This is a genomic window from Sulfitobacter sp. M368 (assembly GCF_025141875.1).
Lineage (GTDB): Bacteria > Pseudomonadota > Alphaproteobacteria > Rhodobacterales > Rhodobacteraceae > Sulfitobacter > Sulfitobacter mediterraneus_A.
Window position 1 is genome coordinate 2774070 of record NZ_CP081113.1, and the last position, 18202, is coordinate 2792271.

At 58.4% G+C, this 18202-nt stretch carries 18 protein-coding genes; 12 read left to right on the top strand and 6 right to left on the bottom strand.

The features are described 5' to 3' along the window. The first annotated feature begins 5 nt into the window (after nt 1-5). From K3754_RS13935 to K3754_RS13970, 8 genes are all read left to right on the top strand, one after another. Nucleotides 6-968 (top strand): type II secretion system F family protein, encoded by a 963-nt coding sequence (locus K3754_RS13935; protein WP_259938076.1) that lies wholly within the window; start codon nt 6-8, stop codon nt 966-968. Nucleotides 969-979: 11 nt separating this feature from the next. After that, nucleotides 980-1954, top strand: a complete 975-nt coding sequence (locus K3754_RS13940) for a type II secretion system F family protein (protein WP_259938077.1) — start codon at nt 980-982, stop codon at nt 1952-1954. After that, a complete protein-coding gene (locus K3754_RS13945; protein ID WP_259938078.1) occupies nt 1954-2532 on the top strand; it encodes a tetratricopeptide repeat protein in 579 nt (192 codons plus the stop codon). The genes K3754_RS13940 and K3754_RS13945 overlap by 1 nt, the downstream gene beginning before the upstream one ends. A 42-nt stretch (nt 2533-2574) precedes the next feature. Beyond that, nucleotides 2575-3426: a lipopolysaccharide assembly protein LapB gene (locus tag K3754_RS13950; protein ID WP_203210519.1), complete on the top strand. Its 852-nt coding sequence runs from the start codon at nt 2575-2577 to the stop codon at nt 3424-3426. 4 nt (nt 3427-3430) lie between these two features. Further along, on the top strand, nt 3431-3925 hold the full coding sequence (locus K3754_RS13955; protein WP_259938079.1) for a prepilin peptidase: 495 nt from the start codon (nt 3431-3433) through the stop codon (nt 3923-3925). Between the two features lie 69 nt (nt 3926-3994). Then, the gene (locus K3754_RS13960; protein WP_259938081.1) at nt 3995-5302 is read left to right on the top strand and encodes an ATPase; all 1308 of its coding nucleotides are present in this window, start codon (nt 3995-3997) and stop codon (nt 5300-5302) included. Continuing rightward, the gene (locus tag K3754_RS13965; RefSeq protein WP_259938083.1) at nt 5299-6084 is read left to right on the top strand and encodes an NAD(P)-dependent oxidoreductase; all 786 of its coding nucleotides are present in this window, start codon (nt 5299-5301) and stop codon (nt 6082-6084) included. The genes K3754_RS13960 and K3754_RS13965 overlap by 4 nt, the downstream gene beginning before the upstream one ends. Before the next feature lie 61 nt (nt 6085-6145). Then, entirely contained in the window at nt 6146-8599 is a 2454-nt protein-coding gene (locus K3754_RS13970) for a ligase-associated DNA damage response DEXH box helicase (protein WP_259938085.1), read from the top strand. Between the two features lie 17 nt (nt 8600-8616). Here K3754_RS13970 and K3754_RS13975 read toward each other — a convergent pair whose 3' ends face one another. Further along, nucleotides 8617-9552, bottom strand: a complete 936-nt coding sequence (locus K3754_RS13975; RefSeq protein WP_259938087.1) for a LysR family transcriptional regulator — start codon at nt 9550-9552, stop codon at nt 8617-8619. A 131-nt stretch (nt 9553-9683) separates the two neighbouring features. Between K3754_RS13975 and K3754_RS13980 the strand changes: the two genes are divergently transcribed. The 3 genes from K3754_RS13980 to K3754_RS13990 all read left to right on the top strand — a co-directional run bounded on the left by K3754_RS13980 (nt 9684) and on the right by K3754_RS13990 (nt 12549). Further along, a complete protein-coding gene (locus K3754_RS13980) occupies nt 9684-11342 on the top strand; it encodes a BCCT family transporter (RefSeq protein ID WP_259938089.1) in 1659 nt (552 codons plus the stop codon). A 117-nt stretch (nt 11343-11459) separates the two neighbouring features. Next, complete coding sequence (pdeM, locus tag K3754_RS13985; protein WP_203210512.1) at nt 11460-12122, top strand: ligase-associated DNA damage response endonuclease PdeM; 663 nt, start codon at nt 11460-11462, stop codon at nt 12120-12122. 7 nt (nt 12123-12129) lie between these two features. Continuing rightward, the gene (locus K3754_RS13990) at nt 12130-12549 is read left to right on the top strand and encodes a PaaI family thioesterase (RefSeq protein ID WP_259938092.1); all 420 of its coding nucleotides are present in this window, start codon (nt 12130-12132) and stop codon (nt 12547-12549) included. A gap of 18 nt (nt 12550-12567) precedes the next feature. Here K3754_RS13990 and K3754_RS13995 read toward each other — a convergent pair whose 3' ends face one another. Beyond that, nucleotides 12568-13320 carry a LytTR family DNA-binding domain-containing protein gene (locus tag K3754_RS13995; protein ID WP_259938101.1) on the bottom strand — a complete coding sequence of 251 codons (753 nt, stop codon included), beginning with the start codon at nt 13318-13320 and terminating at the stop codon, nt 12568-12570. Between the two features lie 92 nt (nt 13321-13412). On the opposite strand from K3754_RS13995, the gene K3754_RS14000 reads away from it, so the two are divergent. Beyond that, on the top strand, nt 13413-13811 hold the full coding sequence (locus K3754_RS14000) for a DUF2306 domain-containing protein (protein WP_259938102.1): 399 nt from the start codon (nt 13413-13415) through the stop codon (nt 13809-13811). On the opposite strand, the gene folD is transcribed toward K3754_RS14000, so the two are convergent. The 4 genes from folD to K3754_RS14020 all read right to left on the bottom strand — a co-directional run bounded on the left by folD (nt 13808) and on the right by K3754_RS14020 (nt 18091). Next, nucleotides 13808-14710 carry a bifunctional methylenetetrahydrofolate dehydrogenase/methenyltetrahydrofolate cyclohydrolase FolD gene (folD, locus tag K3754_RS14005; RefSeq protein WP_203210509.1) on the bottom strand — a complete coding sequence of 301 codons (903 nt, stop codon included), beginning with the start codon at nt 14708-14710 and terminating at the stop codon, nt 13808-13810. The genes K3754_RS14000 and folD overlap by 4 nt on opposite strands. 12 nt (nt 14711-14722) lie before the next feature. Continuing rightward, nucleotides 14723-15604 (bottom strand): bifunctional 5,10-methylenetetrahydrofolate dehydrogenase/5,10-methenyltetrahydrofolate cyclohydrolase, encoded by an 882-nt coding sequence (locus K3754_RS14010; RefSeq protein WP_203210508.1) that lies wholly within the window; start codon nt 15602-15604, stop codon nt 14723-14725. A gap of 83 nt (nt 15605-15687) precedes the next feature. Beyond that, nucleotides 15688-17364: a formate--tetrahydrofolate ligase gene (locus K3754_RS14015; RefSeq protein ID WP_259938103.1), complete on the bottom strand. Its 1677-nt coding sequence runs from the start codon at nt 17362-17364 to the stop codon at nt 15688-15690. A 145-nt stretch (nt 17365-17509) separates the two neighbouring features. Continuing rightward, complete coding sequence (locus K3754_RS14020; protein ID WP_203210506.1) at nt 17510-18091, bottom strand: MOSC domain-containing protein; 582 nt, start codon at nt 18089-18091, stop codon at nt 17510-17512. Nucleotides 18092-18202 lie beyond the last annotated feature (111 nt).

Sequence of the window (18202 nt, forward strand, 5' to 3'; positions counted from 1 at the left end):
ATGTCATGAGTGCCGAACCAATTATCTATGGCCTGATCTTCATCGGCGTGCTGGTGCTGGTCGAAGGCATTTATCTGGTGGCTTTTGGTAAATCCATCAGTCTCAACAGCCGCGTGAACCGCCGCCTTGAGATGCTGGAGAAAGGGTCGCGCCGTGAAGAGGTGCTGGACCAGCTGCGCAAGGAAATGCAGCAGCACATGGATAGCAAGACCATTCCGCTGTATTCATTGTTGTCGGAAAAGGCGCAAAAGGCCGCGATCGCCTTTACCCCCAAGCAGCTGATCATGCTGATGGGCGGCGTTGCCGTGCTCGCATTTCTCGGCCTGACGGTCGGCACCGAAACAGAACCGCCTGTGCGTGCGCTGATCTCTGTCGGCATTGGCATCGGTGCAATCTACTTCTGGGTGTCGTCCAAGGCTGGCAAACGCATGGGGATGATCGAGGAACAGCTGCCTGACGCCATCGAACTTATGGTGCGATCCTTGCGGGTGGGCCATCCGTTCTCCAACGCAATCTCCATCGTATCCAAAGAAATCCAAGATCCCTTGGCCTCTGAATTTGGCGTGATCGCAGACGAAAGCGCCTATGGCCGTGACGTGGGCGAGGCGCTCAAAGACATGGCAGAACGTCTGGACATGCAGGATTTGCGGTTCCTTGCCGTCGCCGTGACCATCCAGCAGCAGTCGGGTGGTAACCTCGCCGAGATCCTGGCCGGTCTGGCCAAAGTGATCCGCGCCCGTTTCCGTCTGTTCCGCCGGGTCAAGGCGATCACGGCGGAGGCCAAATGGTCTGGCAAATTCCTGTCTGCCTTCCCGATTGTGGCACTGATCGTCATCAACGTAAGCGACCCGCATTATTATGACGATGTGAAGGACCACGCGATGTTTATTCCCGCATGTTTCCTCGTTGGCATTTTCCTTTCGGTCAATCTGTTCGTGATGCGCGTGCTGACCGACATTAAAGTTTAAGGACCCTTGAGATGGAATTTCTTCAAGAATTAGATGCGCAACTGGGCGGACTTGGCCTTGTGATTGGCGCCGGTGTGATCGGGTTCCTGATGATCGTGACCATGGTGGTCATGATCTTGCGGCAACCCGAAGATCCACTGAACAAGCTCAAGCGGACCTCGGCAAGCCCCTCAGGACAGGACAAGGGCAAACGCCTGCGTCAGTCCGAGGGCAATGAGCAATTGCAGAAGTTTGCCAAGTTTCTTGAGCCTGAAGATGTGGCCGAACTGAGCGCCAAACAATTGATGCTGCGTCAGGCTGGCTACCAGTCGCGTGATGCGGTGCGGATGTTCTATTTTGCACAGATGGCGCTTGGTCTCATCGGCCTGCTTGGCGGCGTGGTTTACACAAACTTTCTGGGTGGCGGCGAAGGGCTGAGCACGCAAAAGACCATGATGTGGACCATCGGCCCCGGTGCGATCGGGTATTACCTGCCGAAATACTGGGTCACCCGCCGGGTCGAGGCCCGCAAAGAGGAAATCACCCGTGGTTTTCCAGATGCGCTTGATATGATGCTTGTCTGTGTTGAGGCTGGTCAATCGCTGGATCAATGTATCGTTCGTGTGGCCAAGGAATTGCGGGCATCCTATCAGGCCTTGTCCGAAGAGTTTGAAGTGGTGGCCTATGAGATGAAGGCCGGTAAAGACAAGATCACCGTGCTGAACGACATGGGCGAACGCTGCGGTGTGCAGGACGTGTCGTCTTTCGTAACGGTTCTGGTTCAATCTGCCGCGTTCGGTACGTCCATCGCAGACGCCCTGCGGGTTTATGCTGGCGAGATGCGAGATAAACGGGTGATGCGCGCCGAAGAGGCCGCAAACAAGTTGCCAACAAAGATGACCCTTGCCACAATGATGCTGACGGTGCCGCCGTTGCTGATCATTCTGGTTGGTCCTTCGGTCCATGGCATCACTGAATTGGGCAAGATCAGCGGACCTGGGCAATAATGACAAAAGCATTTCGGCGCGGATCTCTCCACGCCCTGCTTCTTACAGCTTCATTCGGATTGGCCGCCTGTTCAACGGGCGGCTTTTCTGCGCAGGGCGACAGCCCCTTTGCCCCCGGCGTGGACAAACGCGCCGATGCTGTGGACGGCATCGAAGTTGGCCACCGCTTGATTGCCGCCGGACAATACGAACTGGCGATCAAATCATTCAACCGCGCCGCATTGGAACAGGGGGTTGATAGTGAAATCCTTTCTGGTCTGGGCACGGCGAACCTTGGATTGGGGCGTTTGGGACAGGCCGAAACCCTGCTGCGACGGGCGGTCAAACGCTCCGATGCATTGCCTGAGGCATGGAACAATCTCGGCGTTGTGTTGATGGAACGGGGCAAAACCACCGAGGCGGAACAGATCTTTCGCAAGGCCTATGCGCTCGACAATGGCGAAAGTGACGCAATCCGTGACAATCTGCGCTTAGCACTCGCAAAATCCGAAAATTCTGGTATATCTGAGCTTGACGACAATAATTATAAGTTGGTGCGTCGGGGCGGAGGGGACTACTTGATCAGTTCTTCGCTGTGATGACGCCAAACGTCTGAATTGAGCAGTAAAAGGACGCACAAAATGCGCCACCCTATCGTTTTGGCCGCCTGCCTTGCAGGCGTTACCGCTGTTGCAGGCTGCGGTGAAAAAGACGCGAACGCCACCGTTGAACGGGCCTTTAAGGACGTGAACGTTGTCGATGAAAGCAACCTTTCCGATGTGATGCTGACAGTTGCGGACCCGAATGAGGCCGTAAATTACTTTGCCCGCTCCATCAAAGAAGACCCCACCCGCATTGACCACCAGCGCGGGCTTGCCTCATCCTTGGTCCGGGCCAAGCGCATCACCGAAGGTGTGATCGCATGGGAGAAAGTCACCAAGATGGAAGGGGCCACATCCGAAGACGGCGTGAACCTGGCCGATGCCTTGATCCGCGCCGGCAACTGGACCAAAGCGGAAAAGGTGCTGGACGACGTGCCGCCCACCCATGAAACCTTCAAGCGGTACCGGCTTGAGGCCTTGGTGGCAGACAGCCAGAAAGAATGGAAAAAAGCCGACAGCTTCTATGAAATTGCTGTGGGCCTGACCACCACCCCTGCGTCCGTCATGAACAATTGGGGCTATTCCAAGCTGACCCGCGGCGAATATGCCAAGGCTGAGCGCCTGTTCTCGGATGCAATTCGTCAGGATGACACGCTGTTCACCGCCAAGAACAACCTCGTGATTGCCCGTGCGGCGCAGCGCGATTACACCCTGCCCGTTATTCCGATGGACCAGACAGAACGTGCGCAACTGCTGCATACGATGGCTCTTTCGGCGATCAAACGCGGCGACGTCGAAATTGGCAAGAACCTGCTACGCGAAGCGATTGACACACATCCACAGCACTTCGAAGCGGCTGTGCGGTCCTTGCGTGCCCTAGAAAACGGCTAAGCGGATGGCCATCGTCGCCGCACATGCCTGGTGGTTCTTACCGTTTGTTCTGCCGATCTGCCTTTATGTGGCATTTACGGATATGGCCGAAATGCGCATCACCAACCCATCCGTGCTGGTTTTGGCGCTGGTTTTTGTGGTGCTCGGTTTTTTCCTGATGCCCTTTGACGCCTACCTCTGGCGGCTCGCGGCATTGGGCATCGTTCTGGTGGTTGGCATGGTGCTGAACGCCGCAGGTGCCTTGGGGGCGGGCGACGCAAAATTTGCAGCCGCCGCAGCACCTTACGTAGCCTTGGGTGATCTCGGTATGTTGACGATGATCTTTATGACCACCCTTCTGGCGGCGGCAGTGACCCATCGCAGCGCCAAGTACACACCTTTACGCCGGCTGGCCCCCCATTGGGAAAGCTGGACCCAGAACAAGAAATTCCCCATGGGCCTCGCGCTTGGCCCGGCTTTGGCCATCTATCTCATTCTCGGGGCCATCTACGGTGCCTGATAAACGCCATATTCAGGTCTTAGCCTGCATGGTGAGAAAGACCGGTCTGATCACGCAAGGAACCATGTCATGAACATGCAAGCCACCAATGTTATGGCCCCTCCTCCGCCCAAGCGGATTGAGGAAATGCTGCTGCCCACCACGATGATGCGGGATATCCTGCTGAAAACGATGTTCCGCAAGAGCATCGATATGGTCAGTGAACTGGCAAAAGCGGTTTGCCTACCGATACCGGTGACGCAAGAACTGATCGACATGGGGCGCGATCAACGCCTGATCGAGGCAACCGGCACATTGAATGCCAACAATGGCAATGAGATGGGTTATCAGCTGACCGATGCGGGCAAGGCGCGTGCGCTGGATGCTCTGGCCCAATCCGAATATTTCGGCCCGATGCCGGTGCCGCTAGATGTTTATCGTGAACAGGTCAAACGCCAATCAGTGCGCAATCTGCAGATCACCCGCGAACAATTGACCGGCGCGATGGGGCATCTTGTCCTGCCCGACAGCTTGCTTGACCACCTTGGGCCTGCGGTCTCGGCCGGGCGCTCTATCTTGATGTATGGCCCTCCGGGCAACGGTAAATCCTCCATTTCCAACGGGATACGGGATGCATTGGGCGACAAGGTTTATGTGCCCTATGCCATCGAATATGCAGGTCAGGTGATCACGGTCTATGACCCAATCGTGCATTCCCAAGCCGAAGCGGACGTGCAAGATCCGACCTCGCTGCGCCGGGTGACACGGTTCGACACGCGCTATGTCTGCTGTGAACGGCCCACGGTGATCACGGGCGGTGAACTGTCGCTCGACATGCTGGATCTGGTCTATAACCCCACCGCGCGGACCTACCAGGCGCCGCTGCAACTCAAATCGACCGGCGGTATCTTTATCGTGGATGACCTTGGCCGCCAGAAAGAGCCACCGCAAAGCATCGTCAACCGCTGGATTGTTCCGCTGGAAGAAAGCAAGGACATTCTGGCGCTGCAATCGGGCGAAAAGTTCGAGGTGCCCTTTGACACGCTGGTGATCTTCTCCACCAACTTCCACCCGAATGAGATCTTTGACCAAGCGGCCCTGCGCCGGATCTTTTTCAAGATCAAGATTGACGGACCGAACCAGCAGAACTTTCTCAAGATTTTTGCCATGGTCGCCAAGAAACGCGGTATGCCGCTGGACGAGGCGACTTTGGTGCATTTGCTGAAGGTCAAATACCCGACCATCGACAATGTCTATGCCAACTATCAGCCAATTTTCCTGATCGATCAGATGATTTCGATCTGCGAGTTTGAGGGCATCCCCTATCAGATGTCCCCCGACCTGATTGATCGCGCATGGGCCAATATGTTCGTCAAGGACGAGCATATCGTCAAATGATCACGGTTGCGGGTTGCGGGCGCATGGGCGGGCCAATGCTCGCTGCGCTGCGCGTTGCTGGGTTTGATGCCAACGGGTTTGATGTGCGCCCGGTGGATCAGGCAGGCGTGACAGATGATCTGGCAAGCCTTTACGATGAAACGGAAATTCTGATCACAGTTGTGCGTGACATCACGGAAACCGATGCTGTTCTATTTGACGATCAGTGCTTTACCTCCGCCCCGTGCCTCAAGACGATCATCATCAGCTCCACATTGTCACCGCGCTATGTGCGGGCCTTGCGGGACAGGGTGCCGCCTCACATCACGTTGATTGACGCACCCATGTCCGGCGCACAGATCGCCGCGCAGGAGGCGCGTCTCAGCTTTATGTTGGGCGGGGCGAAAGCCGATCTGGATGCCGCGCAACCGCTGTTTGATGCGATGGGTGCGCATTTCCACAGGATGGGGAATTTTGGCAGCGGGATGCAGGCCAAAGTGCTGAACAACCTTTTGGCCGCTTCCAACACCGCGATGACCCGTCTGGTCTTGGATTGGGCGGATGCTGCGGGCCTCGACGAACGCAAGCTTTTGAATCTCATTCACACATCATCAGGGCAAAACTGGTTTGCCTCCGACTTTGACAGTATCGAATTTGCCCGCGACGGCCTGGCGGCGGACAACACCATCGGCATTCTGGTCAAGGACGTGCAAAGTGCGCTCGACGCCGCGCCGGAAGGTGCTGATCTGTCATTGCCACAAATGGTGCAAACCCAGATCGGGCAACTGACGCCGCGCAAGTGAAAATCACAGCCTTGCGCCGATCTCGCTGGTCCACCATGCCAGCGGTGCTACCTTAACCGGCATGAACGCCCTGCCCCCCAAATTTGACCAATGGTTCGCCAGCAAAGGCTGGTCGATCCACCCGCATCAACAACAGATGCTGGACCGCGCCGATGCACCCGCGCTGTTGTTGATTGCACCCACCGGGGGCGGGAAAACTCTCTCTGGCTTTCTGCCAACCTTGGTTGATTTGGCGGAGGGCGATCATCAGGGAATGCATACGCTTTACATCTCGCCGCTCAAGGCGCTGGCAGCGGATATCAAACGCAATCTGACCACACCGGTCACGGAAATGGGCCTGCCGATCACCATTGATGAGCGCACCGGCGACACCACCGCGACACGCCGCAAACGGCAAAGGGCCGACCCGCCGCATATCTTTTTGACCACACCGGAAAGCCTTGCCCTGCTGGTCAGTTATGAAGATGCGCCGCGCATGTTCAAAGGGTTGAAGCGGGTTGTGATTGACGAAATTCACGCGCTGGCCGAAAGCAAACGGGGCGACCAGATGATGCTGGCCCTGGCGCGGTTGCAGACGATCTGCCCTGATCTGAAACGGGTGGGTCTGTCAGCCACCGTCGAAGATCCACAAGCCATTGCGCATTTCATGGCCCGCCATCCGGATCCCTGCGAGATTTTGCAGGCGGACCCCGGACCGGCACCCGATATTCGAATGCTCCGAACCGATGAAGCGCCGCCATGGTCAGGCGGCGGCGCGGCCTATGCCATCCCCGGTGTGCTGGAGGAAATCAAGAAACACCAAACCACCTTGATCTTTCACAACACCCGTGCGCAGGCGGAAATTTTCTTTCATAATCTATGGCTTGCCAACGACGAGAGCTTGCCGATCGGCATCCACCACGGATCGTTGGACCGCGAACAACGCGCCCGTGTCGAGGCGGCGATGGTGCGCGGCGATTTGCGGGCGATTGTCTGCACCGGCAGTCTGGATCTGGGGATCGACTGGGGCGATGTAGATCTGGTGATACAGATCGGTGCGCCCAAAAACGTCAAACGTCTGGTGCAGCGGATCGGCCGCGCCAACCACCGATACAATGCGCCATCCAAGGCTCTGCTGGTGCCCGCAAACCGCTTTGAGGTGGTGGAATGTGTGGCGGCGTTGGATGCGGTGCTGGCCGGTGATCTGGACGGTGATCCGCGCGGCCCCGGCCCACGGGATGTTCTGTGCCAACATATCCTGATTGCGGCCTGCGCCGGCCCCTTTAACGCCGATGATCTTTTTGCCGAAATGACCAGCGCGGGTGCCTATGCCGCCCTGCCCCGCGCAGAATTTGACGCCTGCCTCGAATTTTGCGCCACGGGCGGCTATGCGCTTCAGGCTTACGACCGTTGGCAAAGGCTGTTGCAGCGGCCCGATGGACAATGGCAACTGCGAGATCCCCGCGCCGCACAGCGCATCCGCATGAACATCGGCACCATTCAGGACACCGATACGCTCAAGGTTCGGATGCGGCGCAATCGCGGTGGCAAACCGCTGGGCGAGGTCGAGGAAGGCTTTGCCGCGACCCTGACGCCGGGCGATACCTTTTTGATTGGCGGACAGATCGTCAAATACGAGGGCCTGCGCGAGATGACTGTCGAGGTCAGCCGTGACGCCGCCAAAAAGCCGAAGATCGCTACCTTCATGGGCACCAAATTTGCCACCTCCACCCAGCTTTCTGCGCGGGTCCAGCAGATGTTCACGCAAGACAGCTGGCCAGAACTGCCGCGCCACACGGCGGAGTGGTTGACCCTACAACGGGAGGTCAGCCAGTTGCCGCAGCCGGGGCGTTTGCTCATCGAAAGCTTCCCCCATGACGGACGGGAGCAGACGGTGATTTACGGCTTTGCCGGGCGCAACGGGATGCAGACGTTGGGATTGCTCCTCACCAAACGGATGGAGGAACTGGGACTGCATCCGATGGGCTTTGTTGCCACGGATTATGCCACGCTGATTTGGGGGCTGGATGCGGTGGATGACCCTGCGCCGCTGTTCGATCTGGGCGCGTTGCAGGACGGGCTTGAGACCTGGCTGGCCGGTAACGCGGTGATGAAACGCACCTTTCGTGCCTCCGCGACCATTGCCGGATTGATCGAACGCAACACACCCTCGGCCCGAAAATCGGGGCGGCAGGCAACCTTTTCGTCAGATATCCTGTATGACACTTTGCTGCGCTATGACCCTGATCATCTGATGATGCAGATCACCCGTGAAGAGGCGCTGCGCGGCTTGGTCGATTTTGGCCGTATTGAAGAGATGATCGCCCGTGTGGATGGCCGGATTGACCACAAACGGTTGTCCCGCGTGACCCCGCTGTCCGCGCCGCTGTTTCTGGAAATGGGCCGTGTGCCGGTCAAAGGCGCGGCCGAGGAGCGCCTGCTGGCCGAAGAGGCGACCCGTTTGATGGAAACCTCGGGCCTTGCGCAGATCACACCGCCGCCCTCGGACAAGCCTCGCTGGCGGGCGGGGTTTTGACCTGTACCATAGCCCGATCATTTTGCCCCGCTTTCGCTGACGATCCAGTCTTGAACCCGTGTCGTAATGGACCCCTTGCGCGGCGCGGGGTGATTGATCTTGACGAAATAGCCCCGTCCTGAGGTCACGACATGCGGCAACACTTCGACCAACTCTCCGTTGGCGATATGATCGTCGATCAGGCTGTGCCAGCCCAGTGCGATCCCCTGCCCCGACACCGCCGCGCGGATGATCATTTCATAGGTGTTGAACGTCGCACCCTTTTGCAAGACCCCGCTGCGCCCGCCTGCGTGGGACAGCCATTCAGGCCAATCAAACCAGGGGGCAGCGGTGTTTCCCGCGCCCAGATGCAACAGTTTGGATTGATAGTCCCATAGGTCATTCGCATCGGACAGAGGTCCTATCGTTTCCAAAAGTCGAGGGCTTGCGATGGCGGACACAGCTTCGGGGAACAGCAAATGCGCCTCGGGGCCGACATCGGGTTTGGCCGCCATAAAGATTGAGATATCCGGCTGCACATCGCTTTCCTGCAACGGGTCTTGCGAGGCCAGAACCCGCAGATCAATCTCGCCCAGATGTTCACGCAACATCGGCAGGCGCGGCAGCAACCAGAAAGAGGCAAAGGCATAGTCCACAGCGATCAATACGCGGTTGGGCGCCGTGCGGCGGCGGCTCTGGTCGAACTGATGTGCAACCGTGTCGAGCGGCTCTGCCGCCATCTGAAACAGGGCCGCGCCACTGCCTGTCAGTTCGATCCCGGTCGAGCGGCGAAAGAACAACTCGGTTTGCAAAGTCTCTTCGAGATTCTTGATGCGCTTGCTCAAACTGGGTTGTGACACGCCCAGCTCCTTGGCCGCGCGGGTGATGCTGCCATTGCGGCAAACCACGACAAATGCACAAAGGTCGGCAACGCTCCACAGCAGATGGCGATAGCTATTGGTTATGGGAGCCATTCAATTCTCTCACTTCAACGGCAAAAAACCATACTCTACACATTTCCCTCATAGGAAAAAGCTTTGCCGTTCATATCTGCGTAGGTCGCAGGTGGTGCGCAGGCAGAGCGGCACAGGGGGGAATAACCAAGATGCAACCACCATTAACCGATCTGCCGATCAAGACGGCGGACAAGGGATTTTATTCAGGCTTCAACGTCGATGTCACCGTGACGTCAAAACTGGTCGTTGGCGCGCTGGTCATTTGGGCTGTCGCCTTTCCCGAACAGGCCGGTTCGGTCCTGTCCGGGTTCAACAGTTTTATTCTGGCCAACTTTGGTCTTTGGTACATCTATGTGATGGCCTCGTTTGTTCTGGTTTGCATCGCGCTGGCCCTCTGGCCCGCCGCCGGACGGCTCAAGCTGGGTCTGCCGGACGATGTGCCGGAATTTTCCAATTTTTCGTGGTTCTCGATGATGTTTGGCGCAGGCATCGGGGTCGGCATGTTGACCTGGGCCGTTGCCGAACCGATTTACCATTTCCGCAACAATCCTGAGGTTATTCAGGGCGCGGTTGAAGGCGGCACGGCAGAGAATTTCATCAATGCCTACCAATGGTCTTACCTGCACTGGGGTTTTTCGGCATGGGCCTCCTATGCCATCGCTGGCCTGTCATTGGCCTATTTCGCCTATCGCCGCGGTTTGCCGCTCACCATCCGGTCCTCGCTGACACCGCTGTTTGGCAGGGCGCTGTCCGGTCCGCTGGGCACTGTGATTGACATTGTGGCGGTGATTGCGACCATCCTTGGGGTTGCGCAGACGCTGGGCTTCGGTGTCGAACAGTTTGTTGCCGGGATGAGCCGGATCGGCATTGGCGAGTGGCTGATGAATGACGAAGGCACAGCGTCCTCGCTGGGCATCATTGTGGCCATTGTGATCATCATGGGCGCATCAACCCTGTCGGCGCTGTCCGGCGTAGGTAAGGGCATCAAATGGCTGTCCAATATCAACATGGGTCTGTCGATCTTCTTGCTTGGGTTCCTGATGCTGTTTGGCTCCACCTGGTTTGGCGTTCAGGCGTTGTTCGTGGGCATGTGGGAATACATCATTAACCTGCCGTCGATGATGTTTACCGTCTATTCCGGCGATGGCACAGGCGGCGTTGCGGACAAGCTTGAAGGCTGGCAGGGCGCTTGGTCCGTATTCTATTGGGCTTGGTGGGTGGCTTTTGCCCCCTTCGTTGGTCTGTTCCTTGCGCGGATTTCGCGGGGGCGCACCATTCGTGAGTTTGTGCTGGGTGCGTTGATTGTGCCTGCGATCATGTGCTTTGTCTGGTTCTCTTTTGCGGGCGGCACGGCCATTGACATGGAGCTGAACGGCGCGGCGAACGGTGCGATCTTTGGGGCCAGTGATGGCGACAAGATCTTTGCCATGACCGGCTTGATGCTGGGTGAAGTGCTGGGCTGGGGCATGGCGGTGATCATCGTTATCTTGCTGATGACCTATCTTGTGACCTCGGCAGACTCGGCGGTTTTGATCGTGAACACCATCAATGCCGCAGGCGACGAAGGGCCAAAGGCGCGCCCGCATATCCTGTTCTGGGGTGCGGCACTGGCGGCTGTGGTTGCGGCGCTGTTGCTGGTGGGCGGCTTGACCGCGATCCAGACGGCGATGGTGATCGGGGCATTGCCGTTCTCATTGGTGATGGTGTTGATGTGGATCGCATTGATCAAGGCGATCTACAATGATGGCCGCCGCGAGGCGGTAGGCGTGACCACCACCTTTGATCCGGAAACATCCGAAAGTCATTAAAACAAGATCGAGCAGTTGCGCGGCCCGCCGACCTTTGGTCCGGCGGGCCGTTGCGTTATGAGGGGGCCGCCCGCCGCGGCGCTTGCCAAACCTGCAGAATTCCAACATGAAAATAGGATGAACGGATTTGATTTCACTTTGGCCGGCGCGCAATTGATGGCGCTTGGGTCCGGTGCGCTTTGGTGGGCCGAGCAAAGCCTGCTTTGTGTCAGTGATCTGCATTTGGGCAAATCCGAACGGATCGCACGGCGCGGCGGCGCGGCCCTGCCCCCCTATGACACCCGTGATACGCTGACCCGGCTGGCGGCAGATCTGACGTTGACCAACGCCCGCAGCGTGGTCTGTCTGGGGGACAGTTTCGATGATCTGGGTGCGGCCCTTGCCCTGCCCGAGGAAGAGCGGCTTTGGATCACGCGTCTACAAGCGGGACGGCGCTGGGTCTGGATTGAGGGCAACCATGATCCCGGACCGGTGAACCTGGGTGGCAGCCATCTGTTTGAACTGCCCATCGCGCCGCTGACCTTTCGCCACATTGCCCTGCCTGGAGCCAGCGGTGAGGTTTCGGGGCATTACCATCCCAAGGCCAGCGTCAGCCTGCGCGGGCGCAGCATCTCGCGGCCTGCGTTCTTGTTTGACAGTGACCGGCTGATCCTGCCCGCATATGGCACCTATACTGGCGGGTTGCGCAGCCGCGCCGAACCTTTGGCAGAACTCATGCGCCCGGAGGCAAAGGCTATCCTGACAGGCAAAACCCCCACTGCAATCCCGATGCCGCGATAGGACGATCATGACCCCCGAGGAAATTGCCCGCATACACAGCAGCTTTGGCGCGCAAAGCATGATGGCGACCCTTGGCGCGGCGCTGGAGGATGTCTCGCGAGGCAGTGTCACGATCACCGCGCCAATCCTGCCCGGCGCGATGCAGCAACAGGGCTTTGGCCACGCAGGGCTGACCTTTTCAATCGGCGATTCTGCTGCTGGCTATGCGGCCCTGACCACCCTTCCGCTCGACAGTGAAGTGGTCACGGCCGAGATCAAGATCAACCTGCTGGCGCCCGCCATTGGGGATCGGCTGATCGCCGTGGGCAAAGTGGTGAAACCCGGCAAGCGCCTATGCGTGGTTACTTCGGAAGTGTTTGCCGAAACGGACGGCACCCGCAAATTGATCGCGATTTTGCAAGGCACCATGGTGCCGGTTGCGGGCTAGGGTCTAGGGGCAGACCTCCTAAAGCAATCCCGCCGCCTTGGCTGCTGGGCGGTTGCTGCGGCTTACGGGCACTTCGCTGCCGTCGGACATCACTAGAATATCCCGCCCGTTGCTGCGCCGGTGACCGGTGACCGCATCCAGTGCAATCCAATGGGACCGGTGCACCACAAGCCCATGCGCCTTTTCCAGCTCTGCCGCCGCATCGCTGAACCGCATTAGGATCAGGCTATCGCCTTTGGTGGTCACCACGTTGAGATAGTGATCCTGCGCCTCAATCCGGACCAGCGGGCCGCGCTGTGCATATGGAATGCGCTTTAGAAACCGTGCTGTGCTGTCCGGTGCATCTTCAAGATCGGCAGCGGCGGGATGGACCTGCTGAATCAGCCAGATGAACCCAATCACCAACAGGACAACAATGATAATCAGCCCCAGAAGGTATAAGAAAAAGCCCCAGGCCGGATCAATGCCGAACACCCAGAGGTTCAGCATCACGACGAACCCGCTGAGCCCAAGCGCGTATGCCAGCCAGAGCGCGGCGCGCCGCCATTGATCACCCGCATGGGCCAGATCCGGCAAGAAACTGCCCCAGACCGAAGCCCCGACCACCACAAACCAATAGGCAAATCGCCCCGCCAGCGACAGGTGGTCGATTGTACCAAATGGCCCGGAGAGGGCGCAGACCACTGTCACCAAGATCCAGACTGCCGTGCCCAGTACCAACCCGCGCCGTTCACGAAGCGCCAGATGCAAAAGACTCGGTTTGCTTGTCATTCGCGTGTCCCTCATGTCAGCCGCGCAAAGGGGATCGCAATCCCTGAGCGGTTTCTGTCACATCCGTCCCCAGATGTTCAATGGAGCCCGACATGACCCTTGCACCGCTGCTGCGTGCAGACCCAATCATTCAAATACACGCCATTGCCGCAATGCTGGCCTTGGGGATCGCCGTTATGATGTTTGCCCTGCCCCGCGGCACGCCACTGCACAAACGGATGGGGCGCGTTTGGGTGACCTCCATGGCGGTGACCGCAATAAGCAGTTTCGGGATCTGGGGGTTTCGCCTGATTGGCCCGTTCAGCCCCATTCACCTGCTGTCGGCCTATGTGCTTTATGGCCTCATCGGTGCGGTCCGGGCGGCGCGGCTGGGCCGGATCGCCGAACATCAGGCGATTATGAAAAGCATCGTTTTCTGGGGGCTGATCGTGGCCGGGGCGTTTACCTTTATCCCCGGCCGGATCATGTTTTCCGTGGTGAGCGGCGGTTAGGCCGTCAACCCTTCAGGCTCTTCCAGGCCATTTGCGCGGCAGCAGGCCGTCACTGTATTTGCCAGAAGGCAAGCGATGGTCATCGGACCAACACCGCCGGGAACAGGCGTGATCGCGCCAGCACGTGCGGCGCAGCTTTCGAAATGAACGTCGCCGACCAGCTTGGTCTTGCCTTCGCCCTTTTCCGGCGCATCCAGACGGTTGATGCCAACGTCGATCACGGTTGCGCCTTCCTTGATCCAGTCACCCGGCACCATTTCTGGGCGGCCCACGGCGGCCACAACGATATCGGCACGGCGCACCACGTCGGCCAAATCCTTGGTGCGACTATGCGCGATGGTCACGGTGCAGCTGTCGTTCAGCAAAAGCTGCGCCATGGGTTTGCCCACGATGTTGGAACGCCCGATGACAACCGCATCCATGCCAGAGATCGACCCATGATGATCACGCAGCATCATCAAACAGCCCAGCGGCGTGCAAGGCACCATGGATTTTTGACCCGTGCCCAAAAGGCCCACGTTGGAGATGTGAAAGCCGTCCACGTCCTTGGCAGGCGAGATGGAGTTGATCACCAGATCTTCGTCCAGATGGCCGGGCAGCGGCAGCTGTACCAGAATGCCGTGGATTTCAGGATCGTTGTTCAGATCATCAATCAGCTTGAGCAGATCCGCTTCGGAGGTGCCGGCGTCCAGCTTGTGTTCGACCGATTTCATACCAACCTCGACGGTCTGTTTGCCCTTGGAGCGGACGTAGACCTGGCTGGCCGGGTCTTCGCCGACCAGCACAACGGCCAGACCGGGCGTGATGCCGTGATCGGCTTTCAGGCGCTGCACATGCCCCGCGACTTTCTCGCGCACGGTGGCTGCAAAGGCTTTTCCGTCAATGATCTGAGCTGTCATCAGGCTCTCCCTTTAAAAATCTGTCCGGGCATAGGCGTCCCGGTAGTGGTTCATTTGCATTTCTGTGGCATGGACCGCGTTGGACATCAGCGTCGCAACCGTCACAGGGCCAACCCCGCCCGGCACCGGTGTGATCCAGCCCGCGACATCCTTGCAGCTTTCGTAATCGGCGTCGCCAACGGTCTTTCCATCGACCCGGTTGATGCCAATGTCAATCACAACGCATCCGGGCTTGAGCATCTCGCCCGTCACCAACCCCGGCTTGCCCACCGCAACAAATACCGCATCGGCGGCGCGGCTGTGCATCGCAACTGATCGGGTCATGTGGTGGCAAACCGTGACTGTGGCGCCAAGCCCCATCAGCAGGAATGCAATGGGCTTGCCGACAATTTCGGAGTGACCGATCACCGCGACGTTGAGACCTTCGATATCCAGCGGCAGAGTTTTGAGAATCTCGACTGCGGCCACGGCCGTACAGGGGCCAAGCGCCAGATCGTTGTAGACAATATTGCCGATGGACGCGGGGTGCATACCTTCGACGTCTTTGAGCGGATGCACCAGCTTTTGCAGGGTCTTGACCGGGATGTGATCCGGCAAGGGGCGCTGGATGATGATCCCGTTTACGCGCGGGTCAGCGTTCAAACCTTGGATGATACCGGTCAGCTGTTCCAGCGAGGTATCGGCGTCATAATTGCGCGCCTCGAAATCCACGCCGGCGCTGTGGGCCGACTTTTGCTGGTTGCGTACATAAAGTTCGGCGGCGGCGACATCGCCCACAGACAGGGACACCAGTTTGGGCTGCCAGCCCTTATCGGCCAGCTCTCCAGCACGCGCTGCAACGCCCTTGCGCATCGTTGCTGCAATGGCTTTGCCGTCGATGATCGTTGCACTCATGTAAATTGGTCCTTTGCTGGCGCGAAAATACGACCAAGCAGGGTGGAATGGATAAGGGGGGCAATTTGCCCCCCTTGTGTTGTTTAGAACAGGCCTTCGACTTCGCCTGCATCGTTCAGACCGATGCTTTCGGCGGAGGGCACCCGGGGCAGGCCCGGCATGGTCATGATCTCACCGCAGATGGCGACGACAAAGCCGGCACCCGCGCTCAGACGCACTTCACGCACAGGGATGTCGAACCCTGTTGGCGCACCGCGCTCGTTCGGATCCGTGGTAAAGCTGTACTGCGTCTTGGCCATACAAACCGGCAGGTTGCCATAACCCTGATCTTCCCATTCCTTCAGCTGGTTGAGGATCTTCTGGTCCATCTGGGCGCTGTCGGCACGGTAGATCTTGGTTGCAATCGTGTTGATCTTGTCCGCCAGAGACATGTCATCAGGATAGATCGGGGCAAAGTTGCTTTCGTTGGCTTCGATGGTCTCGACAACTTTGGTCGCCAGATCGGCAGAGCCTTCGGAGCCCAGTTCCCAGTGACGGGACAGAACCGCTTCGGACCCTTGGGAGGCCACGTAATCCTTTACCGCCTGCACTTCGGCGTCGGTGTCGGTGACAAAGTGGTTGATCGCAACAACCACAGGCACACCAAAGGATTTCATGTTCTCGATGTGACGGCCCAGGTTGGCACAGCCGTTCTTGACCGCATCTACGTTTTCGCTGCCCAAGTCGGCCTTGGCCACGCCGCCGTTCATTTTCATCGCGCGCACGGTGGCGACGACAACAACAGCAGATGGCGCGAGGCCGGCCTTGCGGCATTTGATGTTCAGGAACTTTTCCGCACCCAGATCGGCCCCAAAGCCCGCCTCGGTCACAACATAATCGGCCAGTTTCAGCGCGGTGGTTGTCGCGATGACAGAGTTACAGCCGTGTGCGATGTTGGCGAACGGGCCGCCGTGGACAAACGCTGGGTTGTTCTCAAGGGTTTGTACGATGTTCGGCTGCATTGCATCTTTCAGCAAAACAGTCATCGCGCCGTGCGCCTTGATATCGCGCGCAAAGACGGGGGATTTGTCGCGGCGATAGGCCACGATCATGTCGCCCAGACGTTTCTGCAAATCTTCGAGGTTTTTCGCCAGGCAAAGGATCGCCATAACCTCGGACGCTACAGTGATGTCAAAGCCCGCCTCACGGGGGAAGCCGTTGGCAACACCGCCCAAGGACGTGGTGATCTGGCGCAGGGCGCGGTCGTTCATGTCCACTACGCGGCGCCACACAACGCGGCGTGTGTCGATTTCAAGGTCGTTGCCCCAGTAGATGTGGTTGTCGATCATCGCGGACAGCAGGGAGTGCGCGGATGTGATCGCGTGGAAGTCGCCTGTGAAGTGCAGGTTCATTTCTTCCATTGGAACGATCTGCGCGTAGCCGCCGCCTGCGGCGCCACCCTTCATGCCGAAGTTTGGTCCAAGCGATGCTTCGCGGATACAAACGGCGGCTTTTTTGCCGATGCGGTTCAGGCCATCGCCCAGACCGACGGTCGTTGTGGTTTTACCTTCGCCCGCTGGTGTCGGGTTGATCGCGGTGACAAGGATCAATTTGCCATCTTTGCGGTCTTGTACAGAGTTGATGAACTGCTGGCTGACTTTGGCTTTGTCGTGGCCATAGGGCAGCAGATCGTCAGAGGAGATGCCCAGCTTCGCGCCGATTTCCTGAATCGGGCGTTTGGACGCTTCTCGTGCAATTTGAATGTCGGTCTTGAAAGCCATTAGGAATCCCCTTTTGCCAAACTGGCGTTTTCTTTGCCCTGTCTTACAGGGATGCGGGCGGTGTCGGAGGTCGCATTTCCGACATATCCGCCTCTCGTTGCGGCGATGAGCCGATCAGGCGTTTCTTTTTGGAAACGCCCCGCGCTTATTTGTGGGCCCATGCCCGCTGTCCGGGGATGTGCAAACGCAAAACGTCCCCAATCGATAACTGCCCTTCCCGTTCGATCCAGGCGCAGACGCCCCGGCGGCCCCGTGCGGCGGGCAAGAATCCTTTGCCGTGACCGGGGTGATCGTTCTCAATCTCGCGGGCGGGATAGTTGCAGGGGCCGTTTTGCATATCCACCACGATGGTCGCGCCATTCTCGGCTTGCAGGCGGGAGTTGGGCGGCAGGTGGGTGAAATCATCAATCCCCTCAACCACGAGCGACGCGCCCAGATGGATCGGGTTGATCGCCTCAAGACCAATTTCCTTGGCGATGATATCCAGCTCTTCCGCGGACAGAATGGAAAGCTGCCGCACATTGCGGATCTCGGTGCCTTTGGGGTGCTGCGACGTGACACGCACACAGGAGGCACGGGTCAGCCCTTCGTGGTAGTCCCCTGCAATGCCGGCATAGCTGGCAAAAGCGGTGTCAATCGGTTGTGACCGGATATTCGGCCGATCCTTAGGCACTGTGCCCATCCAGGTGATGCGGGCGTAATGATCAGTTGGTATTAATTCTGGCATGGTGTTCCTCGAAATTTTCAAACCGGCCCCGTGGACGGCGGCGAACTGCCGCAGGGTCAATTCATGCGGCGCACCTTGCTGAAACCCTCGCCAAAAGAAAAGACCCCACCG